The organism is Streptomyces sp. NPDC043738 (assembly GCF_056436545.1).
This window is the reverse complement of sequence record NZ_JBWKCJ010000032.1, coordinates 9881-32246: the sequence shown is the minus strand read 5'-3', so window position 1 is coordinate 32246 and position 22366 is coordinate 9881. Positions and strand designations below refer to the sequence as shown.

Below are 22366 nucleotides of genomic sequence, written 5' to 3'. Positions count from 1 at the left end.
GTTCGGCCGTGACGTCAGCCGATCAGCCGTTACGCGGGGCGCTGCGCCGAATCAGTTCGCGGAGCGCTGTACCGATTCAGTTCGCGGAGCGCTGTGCCGATTCAGTTCGCGGAGCGCTGTACCGATTCAGTTCGCAGAGCGCTGTACCGATTCAGTTCGCGGAGCGAAACCGCGGGAAGGCGGAGCGGCCGGCGTAGACCGCGGCGTCGTCGAGGATCTCCTCGATGCGCAGCAGCTGGTTGTACTTGGCGACGCGCTCGGAGCGGGCCGGGGCACCGGTCTTGATCTGGCCGCAGTTGGTGGCGACGGCCAGGTCGGCGATGGTGACGTCCTCGGTCTCACCGGAGCGGTGCGACATCATGCACTTGAAGCCGTTGCGCTGGGCCAGCTCGACGGCGTCCAGGGTCTCGGTCAGCGAGCCGATCTGGTTGACCTTCACCAGCAGCGCGTTGGCGGAGCCCTCCTCGATGCCGCGGGCCAGGCGCTCGGGGTTGGTGACGAACAGGTCGTCGCCGACCAGCTGGACCTTGGCGCCGAGCTTGTCGGTGATGACCTTCCAGCCGGCCCAGTCGTCCTCGAACAGCGGGTCCTCGATGGAGACCAGCGGGTAGGCCGCCACCAGCTCCGCGTAGTACTCGGTCATCTCGGCGGCCGAGCGGGTCTGGCCCTCGAACTGGTACGAGCCGTCCTTGTAGAACTCGGAGGCGGCGACGTCCAGCGCGAGCGCGATGTCCTGGCCGGGGGTGTAACCGGCCTGCTTGATGGCCTCGAGGATGAGGTCGAGGGCCTCGCGGTTGGAGCCCAGGTTCGGGGCGAAGCCGCCCTCGTCGCCGAGGCCGGTGGACAGGCCGCGCTCCTTGAGGACCTTCTTGAGGGTGTGGTAGACCTCCGCGCCCCAGCGCAGCGCCTCGGAGAAGGACTCCGCGCCGATCGGCGCGATCATGAACTCCTGGATGTCCACGTTGGAGTCGGCGTGCGAGCCGCCGTTGAGGATGTTCATCATCGGCACGGGCAGCACGTGCGCGTTCGGACCGCCGAGGTAGCGGAACAGCGGCAGGTCGCTGGCCTCGGAGGCGGCGTGCGCGACGGCCAGGGAGACACCGAGGATGGCGTTGGCGCCGAGCGAGCCCTTGTTGTCGGTGGCGTCCAGGTCGAACATCGCCTGGTCGATCAGCCGCTGCTCGGTCGCGTCGTAGCCGACGAGCTCCGGGCCGATCTGCTCGATGACGGCCAGGACGGCCTTCTCGACGCCCTTGCCGAGGTAGCGGTTCGGGTCGCCGTCGCGGAGCTCGATGGCCTCGAAGGCGCCGGTCGAGGCGCCGGACGGCACGGCGGCACGGCCCGTGCTGCCGTCGTCGAGGCCGACCTCGACCTCGACCGTGGGATTACCTCGCGAGTCGAGAATTTCGCGGGCTACGACGACGTCGATGGACGGCACGTTGTCTCCTTCATGGGTGTCTGGAGTTCTGCAGCATGAGCCTAACGGCCCCTGGCTCGTCCGCTTGCCCTCGGCCCGCTCCGTGGGACGAAAAGATACTCAAAGGCGCAGTTCACGGGAGGTTTCGGCACATTGTTCGCTGAGCGGGGAAAATACTCGACGCCGCTGGTCACCGGCGCTGCGCGCCCCGGCGAACGGAGAAGCCCCGCCACGGCGCACTGGGGGGGCGTGTGCGCCGGGCGGGGCAGTCTCACGAAGCGGCGGGGACCGCCGCCGGGGTCATACGGGACCCGGTGAGCGGACGGCTCAGATGCTGAGCTGCTGACCCGGGAAGATCAGGTTCGGGTTGCCGCCGATGACCGACTTGTTGGCCGCGTAGAGCGACTTCCAGTTGGTGCCGTGGGCCTTGGCGATCTTGGCGAGGGTGTCGCCCGCCTTGACGGTGTAGTCGCCGCCGCGCTCGGACTTCTTCGGAGTAGGCTGGGCCTTCTCGGCCTTGGGGGCGGCCGGGGCCTTCTTCACCTCGGGCTTGGCCGCTTCCTGCTTGGGGGCGGACTTGGCGGAGGTGTCGAGCTCGGGGGCCGGACCACCGGAGGTCAGGCCGCCGGCACCGGCGCAGGACCAGGCGCCCGGGCCCTGGATGGCGAGGAGCTTCTCGGCGGCGGCGATCTGCTGGGCCTTGGTGGCCAGGTCGGCGCGGGCCGCGTACTGGGTGCCACCGGCGGCGGCCCAGCTGGAGTTGGAGAACTGCAGGCCACCGTAGTAGCCGTTACCGGTGTTGATCGACCAGTTGCCACCGGACTCGCACTGGGCGACCTTGTCCCAGGTGGCGACCGAGGCGGCGGAGGCGGACGTGGCGCCCATCAGCGGGACGGCGACGGCGGCACCGGCGACACCGGCGAGGGTGGCGACGCGGACGGCCTTGGAGGGACGACGGTGCTTGCCCTTGTTGATCAGCATGGTTCGTTCGTTTCCTCACCGACGCCTACGAGGTGAGCTGTCGGGTTCGGGCTGTGAGTCGCCCGGCCGGGCGCGCGTGGCGCACCTGGCTTCACCCCAAGCCGGCTGACCCGCTTTCACGGGCCTGACCGGCGCCTACCTTGGTTCCCCCGCTCCTGCCTTCGGCGCTTGCGCGTCAACTGCCTCCGACCACCGGCAGGATTCGGCGTGTGATCGAAGGGGCTCGCTTTGGCGAGCGGTCCTGACCGTAAGCAGTAATCCCCTTGGTGTTCAAACCCCACCTTCTGAACCAAGTTGACCGTTTTTGATCACGGGTTGGTCACATATCTGCAGGTGAGGCCCGGTATGACGGCGGCGGGCGGATCTGTGCGCCCGCCGCCCAACGAGAGCCTTGTCTCACTTTCCCAAAGGGGACGAAGGCGGCGAACTAGCCTTCCTTGTGCCCGAGATCGAGCCGCTGACCCGGCTGGATCAGGTTCTCGTCGGTCCCGATGACGCCCTCGTTGCGCTCGTAGAGCGCGGGCCAGCCGCCCGGCAGCCGATGGGCCGCGGCGATGGCTGACAGGCTGTCACCCGGGCGCACGGTGTAGTCGCCGCCCGCCGGGCCCGTGCGGCGCCCGTCGTCGCCGCGCGAGGCGTGCCGGCCGCCGGGCGACCGGTCGCCGCCGTCGCTCTCGTCCGGGTCCGCGTCGCCGCGGTGCTTGCCCTTGCCGGGCGTCTGCCCGGGCGTACCGCTCGGGTCCGGGCGGTCGGCGTCGCCGGAGGGGTCGGTGGGGCGGGAGGCGTCGTCGCCCTGGTCACCGGGCGTGGTGGAGTCGGACGGCTCCGGGGTCTTGGAGGTGTCGCGGCCGTCGGACTCGGACGGCGCCGGCGTCTCCTGGGACGGCTCGTCGCCCGCATCGCCGCGCGAGTCGTCGGACGAGCCGTCGCGGGACCCGTCACGGGATCCGTCCGGGGACTTCTCGCCGTCGCCCTCGCGGTCGCCGTCGTGGGCCCCGGAGTCGTCCGGGCCGTCGGGCACATCGGACGAGCCGGTCGAGGGGGACTGGTCCCAGGGGGCCGGGTCGCCGTCGTCGTCGGAGGGGTCGGGCAGCGGCGTGCTGGTGCTGCCCGGGTCGACCTTCGGCGCGCGGCCGTCCTTGGTGAGGCCGGCGTTGACGGCGCAGCTCGGCCAGGCGTCCGGGCCGCGGTCGTCGAGGATCGATTCGGCCACGGCTATCTGCTGGGCGCGGCTGGCGAGATCGGGACGCGAGGCGTAGGCCCCGCCGCCGTAGTCGTCCCACATCTCCTGGGTCAGCTGCAGCCCGCCGTAGAAGCCGTTGCCCGAGGCGGCGCTCCACACCCCGCCGCTCTCGCACTGGGCGACCCGGTCCCAGGTCGCGGTGTCGGCGGCATGTGCCCCACTGGCGGAGAGCAGCGGCAGTGCGAGGCCCGCGCCGGTCACTCCCGCCGTGACAAAGATGGCCGGTGCTTGACGGGGGCGACGGTGTCGGCCGTTCCCGGAACGCATGCGGATGCCTTTCGCGCGGCGGTTGAGTTGTTCGACGACCGTTCGATTCCCCACCCCTTCGGACGTCCGCTGATGCGGGCGCCCGTGTGAACGAATCGTGAATCCTGTCGACCGTCGGGTCGAAAGGTAGCCGGGGTCACGGGTAGTCACAAGCCGGTGTAGCGCAGATCACGCTTAGGTCACGCGACTGACGATCCGTCACCTTTGCCGGTACCCCCGGTCAGGACCGCTCGGGCGTGAACTCCACCGGGAGGGACCGCAGTCCGCGCATGATGAGCCCGCCCCGCCAGCGCAGATCATCAGGATCCGTGGCAAACCGGATGTCCGGGAGCCGGGTCAGCAGCGTGGCGAGCGCGGTCTGCCCCTCGAGCCGGGCGAGCGGTGCGCCCAGGCAGTAGTGGATGCCGTGCCCGTATCCCAGATGCTGATTGTCACGTCGGGTCAGATCGAGAACGTCCGGTTCGACAAAGCGTGACGGATCACGGTCCGCGGCGGCCAGCACCACCAGTACGGGGTCGCCCTCGGCGATCCGCTGCCCGCCGAGCATCAGCTCCCGCGTCGCGAACCGCCAGGTCGCCAGCTCCACGGGGCCGTCGTAGCGGAGCAGCTCCTCGATGCCGGTGGCCAGCAGCTCGGTGTCGCCCGCCGCCATCGACTTCTGCAGCAGTTCGCGCTGGGCGGGGTGGCGCAGCAGCGCGTAGGTGCCGTTGCCGATGAGGTTGACGGTGGTCTCGAAGCCGGCGAAGAGCAGGATGAACGCCATCGCGGCGGCCTCGTTCTCGGTGAGGTGCTCGCCGTGGTCGGAGGCCCGGATCAGACCGGATATCAGGTCCTCGTCGGCCTCCGCCGTCTCCCCCAGGGACGCGCGCTTGCGGTGGATCAGCTCGGCGAGGTAGCCGCGCATCTTCTTCACGGAACGGGCGACCCCGCCGCGCGGCCCCCCGCCGTGGCGGATCATCATGCCCGCCCAGTCGCGGAAGTCGTCCTGGTCCTCGCGCGGCACCCCGAGCAGGTCGCAGATCGCGTAGATGGGCAGCGGAAAGGCGAACTCATGGATCAGGTCGGCCTCGCCGCGCCCGGCGAAGCCGTCGATGAGGTGGTCGGCCAGCTCCTGGACGCGGGGGGCGAAGGCCGCGACCCGGCGCGGGGTGAACGCCTTCGACACCAGCCGGCGCAGCCGGGTGTGGTCGGGCGGGTCGATGTTGAGCAGATGCGTCATCAGGTTGGCGCTGCGCTCGCCCGGGATGCCGACCTTGCCCTTGCCGTGCGCGGACTCGCTGTGGTGCACCGGGTTCTTCGACAGCCGGGCATCGGCGAGCGCCTGCCGCGCCTCGGTGTAGCGGGTCACCAACCAGGCCTCCACGCCGCTGGGCAGCGCGGTCCGGTGGACCGGCGCATGCCGGCGCAGCCAGGCGTAAGCGGGGTACGGGTTCGCCGCGAACTCCCAGGTGAACAGCTCGGGGGCCGGGGCGGCGGCCGCGGCGGAGGACGCCACGGGGCAGCCCGCGGGCGCCCCGGCCCCGGCGTCGGCGGGGCCGCCCGCGCGGGCGTCGGCCGCCGCTTCGGCGGAGGCGGTGGGATCAGGAGTGGCGTCCGGCTCGTCGTGCACCTTCCGACCGTAACCGGTGGGCGCACCACCACGCGTCCACCCGCCCTACCCCGCCTGGACCCCCAGCCCCGCGAGGAACGCCACGGCCGCCGGCGACGGGCCGAGGCAGCTCCACACCACCCGCTCGGTGCGCTCCGGCGCCGGCCGCGCGCGCACGATGTGCAGCCCCGGCAGATCGGCGGCGATGGCCTCCGGGACCATGCCGATGCCCAGCCCGGCCCGCACCAGCTTCGCCAGGAACTCCACCGTGGTGACCTCGAACGCCACCTCCGAGGCCAGCCCCGCGGCCCGGAACGCCTCATCGCGCTGCCGCCGGGCCGCCGAACCCGCCGTGAAGTCCACGAAGGTCTCCCGCGCCAGCCGCGTCAGCGTCGTCCACTCCCGCCCGGCCAGCGCATGCCCCGGCGGCACCACCGCCACCAGCTCACCGCGCGCCAGCTCCCGCTCCCGTACCCCGTCGGTGCGCGCGCTGGGCGCCAGCCCGACGAAGGCGACATCCAGCGCCCCCTCCCGCACCTTCTCGATGAGCGGATCGCTCATCTCCATCTGCAGACTGATCCGCACCCGCGGATAGCGGCTGCGGAAGGCGCCCAGCTCACGGGCGAGATCGACGGCCGCGACGGTCGAGATGGCGCCCACCGCCAGCCGGCCGCGCACCTCGCCGGTCGCCGCCGCCACCTCGGCGCGAGCCCGCTCGGCCGCCTCAAGCGCCTGCCGGGCGACCGGAACGAACGCCTCGCCGGCGGCCGTCAGCCGGACGCTGCGGCTGGTGCGGTCGAAGAGCCGGGCACCGAGCTCCTTCTCCAGCCGGGCGATCTGATGGCTGAGCGCGGACTGCACCACATGGCAGCGCTCGGCGGCCCGGGTGAAACCGCCGGTCTCGGCCACCGCGACCACGTACCTCATCTGCTGCAGCTCCATGCCCACCGATCCTAGACACCATCGATCTCGATCCACGATGGATGAGATGAAAACTATGTGTTGGACTCATCAATGATGGGAGACCAGGCTGGGAACCGCCCGCCGCCACAGTGGCCGCGGGCGCATCACGGGGAGGTCATGCATGGAACCCGAACACGGACCCCAGCCGCGCCGACTGGGCCGCGGCACCCTGCTGCTGATGTCGGTCGCCACCGGCCTGTCCGTCGCCGGCAACTACTTCGCCCAGCCCCTCCTGGGCACCATCGGCCACGATCTGCACCTCTCCGCCTCCACCGCCGCGCTGGTGGTCACCGTCGCCCAGGTCGGCTACGGCCTCGGCCTGCTGCTGCTCGTCCCCCTCGGCGACCTCCTGGAGCGCCGCCGCCTCGCGGTGACGCTCTGCGCGGCCACGGCCGTGTTCCTGACCGTCACGGCCAGCGCGCCGAACGCCGCCCTGCTGCTGACCGGTACCGCCCTGACCGGCCTGACCTCGGTCGCCGCGCAGGTCGTCGTGCCCTACGCGGCGACCCTCGCGGCCCCCGCCGAGCGCGGCCGGACCGTCGGCACCGTCATGACCGGACTGCTGCTGGGCATCCTGCTGGCCCGCACCGCCGCCGGGCTGCTCTCCGAGCTGGGCGGCTGGCGCACCGTCTACTGGGTCAACGCCGCACTGATGCTGCTGATGGCCCTCCTGCTGCGGCTCCGGCTGCCCGCCCTGCGCACCACGGCCGGACTGCGCTACCCGGCGCTGCTGCGCTCGACGCTGGCGCTGTTCGCCCAGGAGCCGGTGCTCCGGTGGCGGGCCGTACTGGGCGCGCTGACCTTCGCGGGCTTCTCCGTGCTGTGGACCGCGGTGGCGTTCTTGCTGTCCGGTCCGGCGTACGGCTGGCAGGAGTCGGCGATCGGACTGCTGGGGCTGGTCGGGGCGGCCGGTTCGCTCTCCGCGTCGGCGGCCGGGCGGCTGGCGGACCGCGGCCTGGCGCACCGCGTCACCGGCGCCGCGGCGTTCCTGCTGCTGGGGTCGTGGGGCCTGCTGGCGGCCGGCGGCGGGGGCGGCGCCTGGTCGCTGGTGGCGCTGCTCGCCGGGGTGGTCGTGCTGGACCTCGCTGCCCAGGCGGTCCACGTCAGCAACCAGAACCTGGTCTACGGGGTCCGCCCCGAGGCCCGCAACCGCCTCAACTCGGCGTATATGACCAGCTACTTCGTCGGCGGGGCGGCGGGCTCGGCGCTGACCTCGGTGGTCTGGAGCGCCGGCGGCTGGGGCGGGGTGTGCGTCCTGGGGGCGGGGCTGGCGGTGGCGGCTGCGGGGGTGTGGGTCGCGGATCTGCTGCTGCGGCGCGGGCGGCCGGGCGGTACACCGGTGGAGCGCACGCACACCGCGGCCTCGGTACCGGTCACTCGCTGACCGCGTCCGGCTTCTGCGCCAGCGCATGCTCGGCGCCCAGGTGGCCCAGGTCGGCGGCCTTGCGGTACCAGGCCTGGGCCTGGTCGGTCTCTCCGGCCTTCTTGTGGAGCTCGGCGAGACGGAAGGCACCGTGGGGGTCGCCCGTCTCGTACGCCTCCCGGTACCAACGCTGAGCCTCCTTCGAACGGCCCCGCAGCTCCAGGAAGACGCCCAGGTTGCCGGCCGCGAACTCCCTTCCCCGATCGACGTCGTCCCGGAATTCCTCCTCGAGCGATCCCTCGTCCCCCGGGCTGTCGTAGGCATCGCGCAGCAATTCGGCACTCCGCTTGTCGCCCGCGTCCGCGGCGCGCCGGAGCCAGACTTCGGTGTACTCACGTGAGCCCCACAGGTACATCGTGGTGGCGTAGCCCGGCACTGCCTGCGGGTACCCCGCGTCGACGGCATGTGTGTAGCAGTCGGAGGCGCCCTCGATATCGCCGGCACCCAGCAGCAGATCGCCCAGCAGATGCGCGGCCTCCGCGCTCCCGCCCTTCCGCCCCGCCGACAGCCACTTCTTCGCCCGCTCCCGCAGCACCCTGCCCAGCAGCGTCGCCGCCTCGGCGTCCCCCGCCCCGGCGGCCTGCTCCAGATACGGCTCGGCGAGCCTGCCCTCGCCCCGCTCGGCCAGCATCCGCCCCAGCCGGCCGGCCGACCGCGACTGCCCCGCCTCCGCCGCACGCCGGAACCATTCCTCGGCCTCCTCCCGCTCACCGAGGGACTCCGCGAGGACGCCCAGGTTGTGCAGCGCGTGGCTGTCGCCCCCGTCGGCGGCCCGCCGGAAGGCCTCGCGCGCCCCCGCCGCGATCTTCGCGAAGTCCCGTGCCTCGTCCTCGCGGGCCGCTTCCAGGGCGCAGCCCCAGACCTGGCCGTCCACGGCCGGGAAGGTCTCGTGCCGGGCCGCGGTCTCGACGAGGAAGGGCGCGACCTGCCAGGTGTCGCCGGTGACCCGGACGAGCAGGCGCAGCCCGTGCCGCGGCTCGGCCGCCCAGGCGCGGGCGTCCGCCACCGACTCGCGGTCCATCCCGGTCACGTCCGCGTAGCCCTCATGCACCTTCAACAGCAGGTCCATGGGCAGCGGCCCGTCGAGCCCGCAGCGGGCCAGATCGAGGGCGGCCCGTACCAGGGCGTGCCCGCGCGGGTGCCGGTCGGCCCGGCGGGCGCGCCACCACTCCTCCCAGAGCAGCGGGCCCAGGCCGAGGTACGCCGCGACGCCTTCCGGGCCGCTCGAAGCCACCGCGGCGGTCAGCCGGAAGTCCCCCGTGCGCCCGGCGCTCTGTGCCAGCAGCGCCCGCTCGGCCGGGCTCCACTCCCGTGCCAGCTCCACCGTCTGCGCGAGGTCGAGCACCCGACCGTGGGGCTCATGGCGGTGCTCGTCGTACGCCTCGTCCCGCATGGTGGCGAGGACGACCACCCGCAGGGCGCTCAACTGCGCCAGCAGCCGCGGCTCCAGCCCGCCCTCGCCGAGGTGCCCGTCCAGGTCGTCCAGCCATACCGCGTACCGTCCGGGGCGCCCCTGCAGGAGCCCGGGCAGCCCCCGCAGATCCGCACCCCGCGCCGGCGCGTACACCCGGAAGCCGCCGAGCTGGTCGGCCAGCGCCGCCAGCGCCGTGCGGGACTTGCCGGCGAACGGCTCCCCGAGCACCAGCACCAGCCCGCCCCGCGTACGGGCCTGCGCCACCGCCGCGGTCAGCTCGCGGTCACGGTCGCGGCCGACGTAGGGCGGAAGCGGGGGCAGGCCGGTCTCCCGGTGGGTCGGCCGCACCCCCAGCGCCATGGGGTCCACGTCCCCGGCCGCGGGCCAGCTCTCGGGGTCGATGACGGTGCCCTGGTGGTAAACGGGCGCCTGCACGGTGATCGTGCCGACCGAGCCCGCCTGGATGACGCTGCCCTGGGTGCCGCCGGCGAGGGTGTTGTGCACGCCGGGGCCGGCATGGGGGCCGCTCGGGGATGCGCCGGGCGGCTCCACGGGCAACTCCGCCAGGATGGCGCGCAGTTCTCCGGCGGCCTCGGGATCAAGGTTCAACAGGGTGTACAGGCCCAGCTCCAAGCGCTGGGCGGACACCCCGCCCTCCTCGCGCCGTACCGGTGAGGGGAGGTCATACCTCGCGAACAGCTCGCGGAGGCGTGGCCGCACAGCCGCCCAGGCGTCCGTACCCACGGCCCGGGCCAGCGCTTCCGCCCCCCAGGCCGCCAGCTTCCGTAACTCCCGTTCCACCGCGCCCCCTCAAGCCCGTCCCTCCCCCAACGGTACTAATCCGCACCGCCCTCGGCCGCCACTACGGCGTCCCGGTAGGCCCGCGCCGCCGCCCGCAGCGCCGCCTCGGGGTCCACTCCCTCCTCCTCGGCCCGCACCGCCATCGCCAGCAGCTCGTAGCCGATGCCCGCACCGGCCGGCAGGGCGACGTCGAGGCCCGCCGTGCGCACCCGCGACGCCAGCTTCGCCGCCAGCGCGAGCCCGGGCTGCCCCAGCGGAACGCCCTCGGTCACCGACTCGCGCTGCTTCTCCTCGGCCTTCGTCCGCAGCCAGTGCGCCTTGACGTCCTCCGGGGTCCGCGCCGTCTCCTCCCCGAAGACATGGGGGTGGCGGTGGATCAGCTTCTCCACGATCGTGCCCGCCACATCGTCGATGGAGAACGGCTCGTCCGGGTCGTCCTGGGCGATCCGGGCGTGGAAGACGACCTGGAGGAGCACGTCCCCCAGCTCCTCGCGCAGCTCGACCCGGTCGCCCGCCTCGATGGCCTCGACCATCTCGTACGCCTCCTCCAGGCCGTACTTGGCGAGGTCCTGGTGTGTACGAATGCTGCTCCACGGACACTCGGCACGGATCTGGTCCATGACCTGGACGAGGTCGAGCAGGCGGGCCCCGGGCAGGTCGTAGGAGCCGGGCAGCAGCTCCAGGTCGGGCATGGCCTCCCGGCCCGATCCGGCCAGCCGGGCCAGGCCGTCGGTCAGCGCGCTCTCCCCCTCCGCCGAGGTCAGGACCACGGCCGTACGGCCCTCGGGCACGCAGTAGTCCACCAGCTCCCGGGCACTGGGGGCGGCGATCTCGACGTCGATGCCGGTCTCGCGCAGATAGGGCAGCTGCGGATGGCCGGCATCGGCGCACAGCACCCGCTCGGCCGTACGCAGCACCTGCCAGGCGGGCCAGGACAGCAGCCCGGGGGCGACCCGGTGGCTGGTGGTGAGCAGGACCAGGCGTCCGGTGCCGGCGGCCTGGGAGCGGTCGTCGGCGCCGGAGTCGGCGGCAGAGGCGTCAGCGTTCACGCATCGAACGTAACGCACGCCACCGACACCGCCCGGCGCCGGTCGGCGCTCCCCGCCCGGCGACGGCGGGGAGCGCGGCGGGACGCGGGTCCCGCGCGCGGCGACGCTCAGGCCTGCTGCCGCACCGGCTCCGTCGTGATCCACGGGTCCTTGGTCTCCCCCAGGATGACCTGCTGGTCGTCCCACTTCCCGTACCGCGGATTGACGTCGATGCCCAGCGAGCGGGACGTCGCGGACAGCGCCTGGGCCAGCTTCCGCTGCCCCTCCGGCGTGCCCCGGTCCGCGCCCAGATGCTTGGCGACACCGTCCAGCAGCAACTGGTTGCGCACCATTCCCTCGGCCTCCTGCGGCGCGATGCCCTGCTGGAGCCACATCGCCTTCAGCCGCTCCGCGCCACCGGCCTGCTTCTCGGCCTTGTCCCGCCACTTCTGGATGTCGCCGCGGGTGACCGTCACCTTGGCGTCCTCGGCGCTGCGCGCCAGCACCTCGTCGAAGATCATGCCGTTGAGGGTGGCCAGGCTCAGCCGCCCGGTGTTCATGATCAGCTGGGCGCCCTGCGGGGACTTCGCCTGCGCGGCCCGTACGTTCTTCACCTTCGCCTGCAGCTGCGCGACGGTGATCCGCTTCCCGTCCACGATGGCCGCGGCACCGGGGTGCGCCTCGCTCCCGCAGGCGGCGAGCAGCGGGGCCGCCACCAGCAGGGCGGCGGTGGCGGATACGGAGAGCGCTGTCCTACGGCGGAACACATGGCCTCCCGGCAGATCGTGCGACGGAGTCTCGACCTTGAGTGATCGATGCTAAGGAGTCGTCGTGGCCCAGGCCACTGCTTCGGCCAACGATCTGGGGGGAGGTCGGTTTCTCGGTCCCGCTCAGTTCACAGAGGTAGCTCCCCGCGCTTGACGGCGGAGACGAACGCCGACCAGCTCTTCGCCGGGAAGAGCAGTGCCGGGCCGGTGGGGCGCTTGCTGTCGCGTACGGGCACGCGGGCCTGGCCGGGGGCGACCTCAAGGCATTCACCCTGATCGCCGCCGCTGTAGCTGGACTTGTACCACCCGGTGAGGGAAGACGAGTCGGAGACCGTGTGCTCACTGCTGGCCATGCGCGTGTTCCTCTGCTGCCGCCCTGACGAGGGCAAGTGACTCCTGTTGCGACAACGCGTCGCTCAGGGCGAGAGCGTAGGCCGTCTGGCTGGCGCTCACCAGAGCCGGATCGTCCATCAGATTCCCGGTCAGGAAGCCTTCGACGTACGCCACTGGGGCGGAGTCCTCGAAGCTCATGAGCGTGAGCAGGCTCTGCATGAGCGCATGTGCCCCCACGCCGTACGGAAGGACATGCAGGCGCAGCCGCCCCGTCTCGGCCATATCCGCGATCCTGCGCAACTGCTCGGTCATGACTTGCGGGCCACCGACGCAGCGCCGGAGGACGGCCTCGTCGAGCAGCGTCCAGACGACTGGGGACATCGGTCCGTCGAGGATTCGCCGGCGCTTTGTTCGGATGACGACGAACTCGTCAAGGTCCTTGGCCGTGTAGTTCGGCCAGTAGGCGCGGAAAAGAGCGCTCGCGTAATCGTCGGTCTGGAGCACACCGGGTACCAACGACAGTGCGAACTGCTGGATCAGCGTCGCCTGCTGCTCCAGATCTGCCACTGCTGCGAAGTGGTCGGTGTACTTCGACTCCAGATCCTCCAGCCACCGCGCGAAGAACCCGTCCGTGCCCAACGCCCGGTCGATCCGCGCCGCATCATCCGGCTTGGGCAACCGGCGCCCGGCCTCGAAGTGGGAAATCAACGTGGGCGAGCACACCACGAGCTCGCTCAGCGCTTCCTGCGTCATGCCGGCGGCTACACGGCGGAGCCTCATCTCCTCCCCGTACTTCTCCCTGGGGGTACGTGGCCTGCGATCGATCTCCATGGGCTAACTCCCCGAGTTGAAAGGTGCGTTGTCAGGCTCGCCCTACTAGCAGCGTAGCCAGAACGCCCTCGACTCTGTGAGGGAAGCGCCACACAGCGTGACGAAACGCAGGACCCTCGCGACCGGCGTGCACCGGCCCGAGGGCGTGGCCACCAACCCCCTGGAGGTTGACGACATGACCGAGCCTATCCAAAGGCTCATCGCACTGTTGTTGCGATGGCTGCTGCCCTCGTCGGGCCGACACCGCTCCACCGCCCCGCCCGCATCAGCACAGACCGGAGGGGCACCGACATCGGCGCCCCTCACCTCCTCCAGCCGCCCGGTGCTGCTGTCGGCGCGCGACCACGGCGCACCCCTGGTCCGCCCTTACGTTCTGACTGCCGAGGAGTGGCAGGAACGGCGGGAGCGGCGCTTGCAGCGCGGACGACGGCGGGCGCTGTGGCTGGCCGTGCACGGGTACGACGTCGGGCCGCGCTGGATTCACGGTGTGGAGGTGGCGGGCTGATGCCCCGTATCTGCCGCCCCGTTCACCTGGGGGAACCGGCCCCGGACCCCTTACCGGTTGGCGGGTGCGATGTGTGCGGGGCCCTGGCCGAGCAGCGCGCGAAGGCCTACGCCGTCGGAGACAGGTCGAAGGTGACCGACTGCAACGTCGAGATCGGCCGCCATCCGCACCCGAAGGCGCGGCGCTGATGGCAACCGAAGCGCGCCTCCCGGGTCGGCCCGCCGGGCCGTAGCCAGACAACGCGACGGGCGACAGGTCGGAGGTCCCGCACCTGTCGCCCGTCGAGTCTGTTGCTCCGTCAGCCGAGTGTCATCGACCGCGTCAGTCGAGGACCTTCCACACGATCGGCTTCACGTCCTCGCCGGTTCCGCCGATGCCCCACCGCACGTACAGCGGCTTGTCCTTGGGCACCATGTACACCTTGCAGGCGTTCTCGGTCATGCCCTTCTTGAACTGACCGGGCTTGTGGCCCGGGTCGACGTTCGGGCACTTCTCGAAGTCGTCGAGCATCGTCAGCCGCCCGACCTCCTGGTCCGGGGAGACCAGCGCGTCGCGCTTGGCGTCCCAGGTGGTGATCCAGGGCTCGGCGCCGCCCTTCGAGGTGTACGACATGACGAGGTAGTAGGGCACCAGGTTCTTGGTGTCGGTGTCCTTGAGGTCGAAGCCCTTGAAGTCGTCCCAGGAGCCCTTTTCGACCTTCGTGGGCTTGATCTCCAGCTGGGTGGCGCCGTCGTCATCCTTGTAGGTCGCGTCGGCGGGCTCGTTCATGGCGAGCGTCTTCCCGAAACCCTCGGCCGCCGGGGCACCGTCCTTGCTGCCGGTGTCGCCGGCGCCGCCACTCGCACCTGCCGAGCTGCCCATGCCCTGTTGAGTGCTGGGCGCCGAAGGCTTGGCGGGCGGCACGGGCGCGCCCGCCGGGTCGTTGCAAGCGGTGAGCGCGAGCGCCAGGACGGCGGCCGAGGCGGCAGCCCGAGCCGTGAACTTCGTACGCATGATGTGTCGTCCCCCGTGATGTGGAATCGCCCGCTCCAGCGAGCGCCGACGACTATAACTCGCTGGTCAACCCAGTGATGTGGGTGGGGGTTCGGTCGACCGGACGGATCCCCGCTCAGCCCTGCACCTGGCTCAGCCAGTACAGCGTCCGGCGGAGTTCCTCCGGGAAGGCGTGGTGGGGGCCGTGGAGGCGTTCGGCGTCGTAGAGGAGGCGGGAGAGGGTCTCCTGGGCGGCGCCGCGTTCGCCCTGGGCCAGCAGCAGGTGGCCTATGGAGCGGCGGATTTCGAGGGGGCGGATGGGGTCGTCGGCGTAGTGCTCGAAGTACGGCAGGAGGGCGCGGTACTCCTCCAGGGCCTGGGCGACCTCGCCGAGTTGTTCGAGGCACAGGGCGGCCTCGTAGTGGAACTGGAGGGCCTGGCGGGTCGCGCCCGCCCCGGATTCCTGACCGAACTCCTCGGCGAGGATGCGGAGTTCGGGCAGGGCGCGGCGGTACTGGCCGTCGTCCATGAGGGTGGCGGCGTACTGCTTGCGCAGGGTGCGGACGACCGGGGAGTGCGCGCCGTGGCGTTCGGCGGCGGCGGGCAGGATGCCGCCGAGGATGTCCACGGCGCGGGTGATCCGGCCCTGGTCGAGCAGGCTCTTGACCTCGTCGACGGCGGATGCGACGTCCGGCCCCGGCGAGGGGGAGGAAGGGGAGGAAGCAGAGGAGGGGGCGGGGCTGGGGAAGGGAGTTGCGGCGGAGGTCCAGGCGCCGGGGTGGGGGGCGGAGGACAGGGCGACGGAGGTGCGGGGGTCGGGGGCCGGGCGGGCGGGGCCGGTGCCGCCGGTGGCCACGGGGGCGCCGGGCTCGGGGGCCGGGACCAGCGGCGTGGACAGCGCCGTCGGCGTCGGTGCCGGGGCGGGGCCTCCCGAGGAGCGTACGGGCCAGGGGGCGTGGGGCTGGCGGAAGGGACGGGTGGGGTCCATCGGGGCGAGGGGGGTGGAGGGGGCCTGGGCGGCGTGCGGGCCCGTGGCGGCGGCGGGCAGCAGGGGGGCCAGTGCCCGGTAGACCTCCTGGGCGTCCGCGGGGCGGGCCTGGGGGTCCTTGCGCAGGAGGTGCAGGACGAGGGCTTCGAGGGCCTCGGGGACGTCGGGGCGGAGCTTGCGTACCGGGACGGGCTCCTCGTGGAGGTGGCGGTGCAGGACGCCGAGGGCCGTGGAGCCGGCGAAGGGGACCTCGCCGCTGAGGAGTTCGTGGAGCAGGATCCCCAGGGCGTAGAGGTCGGTGTGCGGGCCCACGGCGCCACCCATCGCCTGCTCGGGCGCCATGTACGCGGGGCTGCCGATGGGCGAGCCGGTGTGGGTGAGGCGGGTGGTGTCGGTGTCCAGCGCGGAGGCGATGCCGAGGTCGAGGATGACCAGCGAACCGTCCGGCCGGATCATGACGTTGCGGGGCTTGAGGTCGCGGTGGACGATCGGGACGGCGTGGACGGAGGCGAGTACGGCGCACAGCTGCGCGGCGACCGAGACCGCCCAGGGCCACGGATAGGGGTCGTGCTCGGCGAGGTGGTCGGACAGGTCGGCGCCCTCGACGTACTGCATGACCAGGTAGAGGTCCTCGTCGTCGCTGCCGGCGTCGTGGACGGTGACCAGGCCGGGGTGGTCGACCTGCGCGGTGACCCGGCACTCGCGGACGAAGCGGCGGCGCATCTCCTCGCCGTCCGGGGTCCCCGCCACCCGGTCGGGGCGCAGCAGCTTCACACCGACCCGGCGGTCCAGGCGGCGGTCGTAGCCGATCCAGACCTGTCCCATACCGCCCTGCCCGAGCAGCGCGGAGAGTTCGTAACGCTCGCCGATGACCCGGCCGTTCACCGCCCCTCCTCCTTGCGGAGGTAGTCGCTGAGTTCGTCCAGCTCGGCCCGGACGCGGTCGATGCGCTGCGGCTGCGGGCGCTCCTGGGGCGCGGGGTAGGGGTGGGCGGGCGCCGGTGCGGGGCGGGCCGGCGGCGCGGGCATCCGGGTCTCGGTCATGGCGTACGGGTTGACCGGGGCCGCGCCGTGCGGGCCGTAGGGCTGGGTCTCCTGGGCGTACAGCGCAAGCGGCGCGGGCGGTTGCGGCGGGCCGTAGGAGGGTGCGGCCGGCGGCATGCCGAAGTGGCCGGCCGCCGGGCCGTGGGCGGTGGCCTGTGCGGCGCGGATGTCCACGACCAGGTAGTAGGCCACCGCCGCGGCGATCTGGATCAGCAGCAGCCCCACTCCGAGGTTGGTGCGCCAGTCCGTCGTGTCGTAGCCGGTGATCAGCGCGCAGGCGCCGACGATCGCCACCAGGTCGCCGGCGAACAGCCACCAGCCCAGCCGGCCGCGCTGCACGATCGCGGCCCGCAACAGCGGCGCCCAGGCCAGCAGTCCCAGGCTGAGCACCGCGGCGGCCACGAGGGCCACCCGCACTGCGATGACCGTCCCCCGCGCCGGGGGACGGTGCGGCGAGTAGGCGGGGACAGGGCCGTGCATTGCTGCTCCTGACGGATCGGACATGGCGGACGAGGCGGTCTCCGTAGCGGCCCGTGGGGTCGGCGCCACCCCCTCGCGCGGGCGGGCACGGCGCGCATACGTGCTTGCGAGCGTATATACGACGACGCGCGCGCGTGCGGGGTTCGCGGAATGGCCCGGCCGACGGCCCGCCCCGGGGGGCGCCGCCGCGCCGTTTGCCCCGTATGCCTCTCCGCTTGCCCCGCGTGCCTGTCCGTTCGGCTCAGTCCGGGCCCACCGACCCGTCCGTCAGCCCGTCGTACAGCCCCTGCACCAGCTGCTCGCCCAGCCGCGACGCCAGCCGCAGCGCCTCCTCGAAGGTCGCCAGGTCGCTGAACCGCCGGCCGTAGCGGCGCTGTTCGGCGAGCGGCAGACGGGGCAGCTGCAGGCGGCGGACGTCGAGCCGGGTGGCGGTGGAGGCGTAGCTGCTGGCCTGACGGTTGTTGGCGGTGCCGCGCAGGAAGCCGGCGAGGAACCAGGGGTCGACGGCGGCCGGGTCGGGCCGCAGCAGGGTGAGATTGCGGCCCAGGGCGGCCCCGGCGGTGGCGTCGTCGACGACCCGGGCGACGGCGCCGCCGCCGAGGACGGGGACGACGACGTCGCCCGCGCGGACCAGGACCGGCTCCTCGGCGGGCCCGGAGGCGGACGCTTCGGGGAGGGTGCCGGAGGGGGCGCCGCCGGCGATGACGTCGTGGTCGGTGAGCACCGCGGGCGCTCCCTCGGCGGGGGCGGTGCCGGCGCCGCCCGAACGCAGCACCAGGGCGCCGGAGCGGGCGAGTTCGCCGACGGTGGTCAGCGGCCAGCGCGCGGTGCCGGTGAGGTCGGGGAGGGTGTCGCCGGGCTTGGGGCGCGGGGTGAGCTCGGTGGTACGGGCGAGGGTGGCGGTCAGCCGGTCGCGCACCCGGGCGAGTTCGGCGGGGCCGCCGGCCGCGGCGGGCGGCGGGAGGTGCCGGGCCGGGGCGAGGTCGACGTCGTCGTCGAGGAGGTCGATGGCGGCCAGCGACCGCCGCACACCGGGCACTTCGTCGATGTCGCCGTCGCGGTCGAAGGCCTGCCAGGCGTCGACGGCGGTGGCGTGGACGGTCTGCCAGTCGGGCTTGTCGCGGCCGGCGGCCTGGCCGGCGGACAGGTCGGCGGTGTCGACGACGAGCAGCCGCGGGGTGGGCGGCGCGCCGCTGCCGGGCTTGCGCAGCACCCACAGGTGCAGCGGGACGCCGTTGGGCGGGGCGGCGCCGGCGGGCAGCGCGATGACGGCGCGCAGCGCGCCGCGGCGCAGCAGGTCGGCGCGGATCCGGCGGCCGGAGCGGCGGGAGGCGACGGCGGGCGGCATGAGCAGGACGGCGGTGCCGCCCTCGCGCAGCCGGGCCAGTGCGTGCTGGACCCAGGCCAGTTCGGACTCCGTGCGGGCCGGGAAGCCGTACTCCCAGCGGGGGTCGTAGGCGAGTTCGTCATGGCCCCAGTTGCGTTCGTTGAACGGCGGGTGGACCAGGACGGCGTCGGCGGCGAGCTGCGGGAAGGCGTCGGCGCGCAGGGTGTCGGCGGCGCGCACGCGGACCTGGGCGCCGGGCACGTCCAGGGCGAGGCGGAGCGCGCTGAGCGCGGCCAGGTCGGGGTCGGCCTCCTGGCCGTGGAGGGTGGCGGGGGCGCCGGCGGGGTCCGCGGCGCCCTCCTGGGCGGCGGTCAGCAGCGCGCCGGCGCCGCAGGCCGGGTCGAGGACGGTGTCCAACGGGCCTGCCAGGGCGGCGAGTTCGGCCATCAGCGCGGCCGGGCCCGGCGGGGTCAGGGTGTACTGCCGGGGGTTGGCGTCCAGGTGGCGGCCGAGCAGGAAGTCGTAGGCCCGGTCCGCGCCGTCGGCGGCGGCGAGCTCGCCGGTGGCCCGTACGAGCGCGGCCGAGGGGGCGAGCGCCTCGCGGGTCAGCCCGCGTACGGGGTTCTCGGCGCCGAGCCGGGCGGCCAGGACGGAGTCGAGCATCGCGGGCAGGACACCGGTCAGTTCGGCGTCGTCGGTGGCGGCGCGCAGCTGCCGCCAGGCCGAGGGGCGGTCGCGGACCAGCAGCAGTACGGCGCCGGCCTGCCGCAGCGCGACCGCGGCCCCCGCCGGGTGTCCGACCAGCTGCTGCCAGACCCGCTCCCGCAGCGGCACCTCGGCGAGCTTGCCCTGGTCGCGCAGCCACTGCTCGATGTCGCGGAGGGCGAAGGCGGGGCTGGTCTCGGTGCCGCCGACGGGCTTGGGGAAGTCCGCGTGCCGCCGCCGCCAGTTGCTGACCGCGGCGCGGCCGACGCCGGCGAGCCGGGCGATGCCGGCGGCGGTCACCTCGGTCGGACGGCCTCCCTCGGCGGCGTCCGTCGCCGTGGTGTCCGTCGCGTTGTCCGGTGCTGCGTAGTCCGGCACCTGGCTGACTCCCATCCGCGTGACCCCCGACCTCCCGTGACCCCCGACTCTGTGTCGGCAAGCATACCCATCATCGAACAACCTCCCCCTTCACAGCGTGAACAAACCATTCACAGTCCTTCATGTTGACTCGGTTCACAGCCTCTGCTCTTATTGACCCATCGCTTCAGCGGAATTCGCATCGAGTGCCCGGAAGGGGCCCCTACGCATGTCTCAGCAGATGCACTACCAGCCCACCCCCCAGGGACCGTCCGGCCACGCCCACCAGGCGCCCCGCAACGGGCTCGGCGTCGCCGCCCTGATCCTCGGCATCATCGGCGCGCTCAGTGGCATCCCGATGATCCTGTTCTGGCTGGCCGGTCCGCTCGGCCTGCTGGCCCTGATCTTCGGCCTGGTGGGCATGAGCCGGGTCAAGAAGGGCCAGGCCACCAACAAGGGCGTGGCGATCACCGGCACGATCCTGGGCGCCCTGTCGATCGTCCTCGCGGTCGTCGGAGTCATCGTCACCGTGCTGGCGGTCAACAAGGCCGTCGACGAGGTGAACAAGGAGTTCGACAAGCAGTCGGGCAGCAGCAGCAACATCAAGGACCTCGGCGCCGGGCAGGCCGCGAAGTACAACAACGGCCTGGAGGTCACCGTCTCGAAGCCGACCCCGTTCACCGTCGACAAGAACACCCTGATCAGCGGCCACACCGAGGGCAACAAGGCGTACAAGGTCACCGTCACGCTCAAGAACACCGGCGACAAGGCGGCCACCAACCCGCTCATGACGACCGACGCGGAGGCCGACGGCAAGAAGGCCGAGGAGGTCGCCGACGACAAGCACGGCATCCTCCACCACGACTGGGAGAAGACGCTCGACCCCAACGAGTCCGACAGCGTGGAGATGGTCTTCGACGCACCGCCGGCCGCCAAGGAACTCTCCATCAAGATCACCCCGGACCTGCTGCTCGACCCCGCGAACTGGAAGCTGGCCCTCTGAGCCGCCCGGCTCCCCCGCGCCCTCCCCTTCCTCGCCGACGGCCCGGCACCGCGACCCCGCGGTGCCGGGCCGTCGGCCGTCCGCCGCCGGGAACGGGCGGCGCCGCAGCGCCGTCTCACCCACTGCCGGGCCGGCACCGTGCACCCACCGCCGGGCCGCCCGCATCGCCGGTTCGAGTATCTTTCCGGCAGTTGACAGTGAGTGAGGACCCTCATGGACACGGCCGCAGCAACGGCCGGGGGCGGACCCGGACCGATCCTGGGGGAGGGCGGCGCGACCGTGCCGCCGCCCCGGACCGCCGGCCCGGCCGCGACCACCGCGACCGCCCCCATACCCCCGGGCGGCCGCGGCCCCCTGCGCCGCGCCGCCCAACGCCTTCGCACCCGCACCGCCCCGTTGCGCGCCCCCCGATGGGACCCCTACTGGACGGCCGGGTTCTTCTTCCTCTGCTTCGCCCTGCTGTCGGTGTCCCGCTTCCGCGGCATGTCCAGCTCCTCCTGGGACCTGGGCATCTTCGAACAGGCCATACGGGGCTACGCCCACTTCCAGGCCCCGATCGTCGACCTCAAGGGCCCCGGCACCAACATCCTCGGCGACCACTTCAGTCCCGTCCTGGTCGTCCTCGCCCCCTTCTACCGGCTCTTCCCCTCCCCCCTGACCCTGCTGATCGCCCAGGCCGCCCTGTTCGCGCTCTCCGCGCTCCCGGTCACCCGCGCCGCCGCCCGCTACCTGGGCCGCCTCCCGGGACTGGCCGTCGGCCTGGCGTACGGCACGTCCTGGGGCGTGCAGAAGGCCGTCGACTTCGACTTCCACGAGATCGCCTTCGCGCTCCCGCTGATCGCCTTCGCCCTCGAAGCGGTGCTGCGCGGACGCTGGACCGCCGCGGTGTGCTGGGCCGCGCCCCTGGTGCTGGTCAAGGAGGACCTGGGCGTCACCGCCGCCACCATCGGCGCGCTCGCCCTGCTGCGCACCCGCCGCGCCAGCCCGCTGCCCATCGCACTGGTCGCCTTCGGCCTCACCGCCACCGCCCTGACCCTCGGCCTGCTGATCCCGGCCTTCAACGGCTCCGGCTCCTACGACTACTGGAGCAAGTTCGGCGCCGACGGCCAGGGCGCCACCATCCCCCTGGGCACCGCCCTGCGCACCACGCTGTGGGTCCTGCTGCCCACCACCGGCCTGCTCGCCCTGCGCTCCCCGCTCCTGCTGGTCGCGCTGCCCACCCTCGGCTGGCGCTTCCTGTCCCACGAGCCGCACTACTGGGGCATCGACTGGCACTACAACGCCGTCCTGATGCCGGTGGTCTTCCTCGCCCTGGTCGACGCCCTGCCGCGGGCCCGGGTCTCCGCCCGCCCCTGGCTGCGCTCCTACGCCCACCACCTGCCGGCCGCGGTACTGGCCGCCGCCCTCGCGCTGTCCACCACGCTCCCCCTGGCCCGCCTCACCGAGCCCGCCACCTACCGCGTACCGGCGTCCGTCACCGCCGCCGAACGACTGCTGGAGCGGATACCCGACAACGCGACGGTCGAGTCCGACATCCGTCCGCTGAGCCGCCTGACGCAGCGCACCCGGGTCTTCTGGACCGGCGACACGGACGGGCTGGCGCCCGACTATGTGGCCCTGCAGCTCCGCGACGACCGCACGCCGCGGCAGGCGCTCGCCGACGCGATGGCGCGCCACGCGAAGTCGACGTACGTCATCGTCGGGGGCGCGGGGGACATCGTGGTCCTGCACCGAACCTCTGCGAAGTAGCGCGTGGCTTGGGCCTCCCACGTTGCCGGCTGGCCCGCCGTGTCTGTTCTGTGAGTTTTTCCCCGCCTTCGGCGGGAGCGGAGGGGGTTGTGGGCCGGGGGCGCTGGTGTGTGGTGGTGCCGGGGCCGGTCCTGCGGGGGGTTCTGGTTTGTGTTTTTTTTTTTTTTTTCTCCCCCCCCCC

Annotated in this window: 18 protein-coding genes and 1 riboswitch; of the genes, 4 read left to right on the top strand and 14 right to left on the bottom strand. The window is 72.8% G+C overall.

Features of this window, described 5'->3' with window-relative positions; genetic code table 11:
- Positions 1-151 precede the first annotated feature (151 nt).
- From eno to AC0680_RS31430, 5 genes are all read right to left on the bottom strand, one after another.
- Positions 152-1438 carry a phosphopyruvate hydratase gene (gene eno / locus AC0680_RS31450; RefSeq protein WP_478635492.1) on the bottom strand — a complete coding sequence of 429 codons (1287 nt, stop codon included), beginning with the start codon at positions 1436-1438 and terminating at the stop codon, positions 152-154.
- A gap of 306 nt (positions 1439-1744) precedes the next feature.
- Positions 1745-2398: a LysM peptidoglycan-binding domain-containing protein gene (locus AC0680_RS31445; protein ID WP_478635489.1), complete on the bottom strand. Its 654-nt coding sequence runs from the start codon at positions 2396-2398 to the stop codon at positions 1745-1747.
- 7 nt (positions 2399-2405) lie between these two features.
- Positions 2406-2575, bottom strand: a riboswitch (cyclic di-AMP (ydaO/yuaA leader).
- 250 nt (positions 2576-2825) lie between these two features.
- Entirely contained in the window at positions 2826-3842 is a 1017-nt protein-coding gene (locus AC0680_RS31440; protein ID WP_478635487.1) for a LysM peptidoglycan-binding domain-containing protein, read from the bottom strand.
- Between the two features lie 286 nt (positions 3843-4128).
- Positions 4129-5403 (bottom strand): cytochrome P450 family protein, encoded by a 1275-nt coding sequence (locus AC0680_RS31435; RefSeq protein ID WP_478635638.1) that lies wholly within the window; start codon positions 5401-5403, stop codon positions 4129-4131.
- A gap of 159 nt (positions 5404-5562) precedes the next feature.
- The gene (locus AC0680_RS31430) at positions 5563-6438 is read right to left on the bottom strand and encodes a LysR family transcriptional regulator (RefSeq protein WP_478635485.1); all 876 of its coding nucleotides are present in this window, start codon (positions 6436-6438) and stop codon (positions 5563-5565) included.
- 142 nt (positions 6439-6580) lie between these two features.
- On the opposite strand from AC0680_RS31430, the gene AC0680_RS31425 reads away from it, so the two are divergent.
- Positions 6581-7843, top strand: coding sequence for an MFS transporter (locus tag AC0680_RS31425; RefSeq protein WP_478635483.1), 1263 nt, complete (start codon positions 6581-6583; stop codon positions 7841-7843).
- Here the strand turns inward: AC0680_RS31425 and AC0680_RS31420 are convergent.
- The 5 genes from AC0680_RS31420 to AC0680_RS31400 all read right to left on the bottom strand — a co-directional run bounded on the left by AC0680_RS31420 (position 7833) and on the right by AC0680_RS31400 (position 13056).
- Positions 7833-10097 carry a tetratricopeptide repeat protein gene (locus AC0680_RS31420; protein ID WP_478635480.1) on the bottom strand — a complete coding sequence of 755 codons (2265 nt, stop codon included), beginning with the start codon at positions 10095-10097 and terminating at the stop codon, positions 7833-7835. The genes AC0680_RS31425 and AC0680_RS31420 overlap by 11 nt on opposite strands.
- 35 nt (positions 10098-10132) lie before the next feature.
- Positions 10133-11146: a nucleoside triphosphate pyrophosphohydrolase gene (locus AC0680_RS31415; protein ID WP_478635477.1), complete on the bottom strand. Its 1014-nt coding sequence runs from the start codon at positions 11144-11146 to the stop codon at positions 10133-10135.
- 107 nt (positions 11147-11253) lie between these two features.
- Entirely contained in the window at positions 11254-11892 is a 639-nt protein-coding gene (locus AC0680_RS31410; protein WP_478635474.1) for a SurA N-terminal domain-containing protein, read from the bottom strand.
- A 128-nt stretch (positions 11893-12020) separates the two neighbouring features.
- A complete protein-coding gene (locus AC0680_RS31405) occupies positions 12021-12245 on the bottom strand; it encodes a DUF397 domain-containing protein (protein WP_478635473.1) in 225 nt (74 codons plus the stop codon).
- Positions 12232-13056 (bottom strand): helix-turn-helix domain-containing protein, encoded by an 825-nt coding sequence (locus AC0680_RS31400; RefSeq protein ID WP_478635471.1) that lies wholly within the window; start codon positions 13054-13056, stop codon positions 12232-12234. Before AC0680_RS31400 ends, AC0680_RS31405 begins: the two co-directional genes overlap by 14 nt.
- A 175-nt stretch (positions 13057-13231) precedes the next feature.
- Here AC0680_RS31400 and AC0680_RS31395 point away from each other — a divergent pair, with 175 nt between their 5' ends.
- On the top strand, positions 13232-13561 hold the full coding sequence (locus AC0680_RS31395; RefSeq protein ID WP_478635468.1) for a hypothetical protein: 330 nt from the start codon (positions 13232-13234) through the stop codon (positions 13559-13561).
- Between the two features lie 321 nt (positions 13562-13882).
- Here the strand turns inward: AC0680_RS31395 and AC0680_RS31390 are convergent, their stop codons facing one another.
- From AC0680_RS31390 to AC0680_RS31375, 4 genes are all read right to left on the bottom strand, one after another.
- Positions 13883-14554 carry a hypothetical protein gene (locus AC0680_RS31390; protein WP_478635465.1) on the bottom strand — a complete coding sequence of 224 codons (672 nt, stop codon included), beginning with the start codon at positions 14552-14554 and terminating at the stop codon, positions 13883-13885.
- Between the two features lie 115 nt (positions 14555-14669).
- Positions 14670-16406, bottom strand: coding sequence for a protein kinase domain-containing protein (locus tag AC0680_RS31385; protein WP_478635462.1), 1737 nt, complete (start codon positions 16404-16406; stop codon positions 14670-14672).
- Positions 16403-17044, bottom strand: a complete 642-nt coding sequence (locus AC0680_RS31380) for a hypothetical protein (protein WP_478635460.1) — start codon at positions 17042-17044, stop codon at positions 16403-16405. The genes AC0680_RS31385 and AC0680_RS31380 overlap by 4 nt, the downstream gene beginning before the upstream one ends.
- Before the next feature lie 241 nt (positions 17045-17285).
- Positions 17286-19454: an N-6 DNA methylase gene (locus AC0680_RS31375; RefSeq protein WP_478635458.1), complete on the bottom strand. Its 2169-nt coding sequence runs from the start codon at positions 19452-19454 to the stop codon at positions 17286-17288.
- 208 nt (positions 19455-19662) lie between these two features.
- Between AC0680_RS31375 and AC0680_RS31370 the strand changes: the two genes are divergently transcribed.
- Positions 19663-20436 (top strand): DUF4190 domain-containing protein, encoded by a 774-nt coding sequence (locus AC0680_RS31370; RefSeq protein WP_478635455.1) that lies wholly within the window; start codon positions 19663-19665, stop codon positions 20434-20436.
- A 213-nt stretch (positions 20437-20649) separates the two neighbouring features.
- Positions 20650-22185, top strand: a complete 1536-nt coding sequence (locus AC0680_RS31365; protein WP_478635452.1) for a DUF2079 domain-containing protein — start codon at positions 20650-20652, stop codon at positions 22183-22185.
- Positions 22186-22366 lie beyond the last annotated feature (181 nt).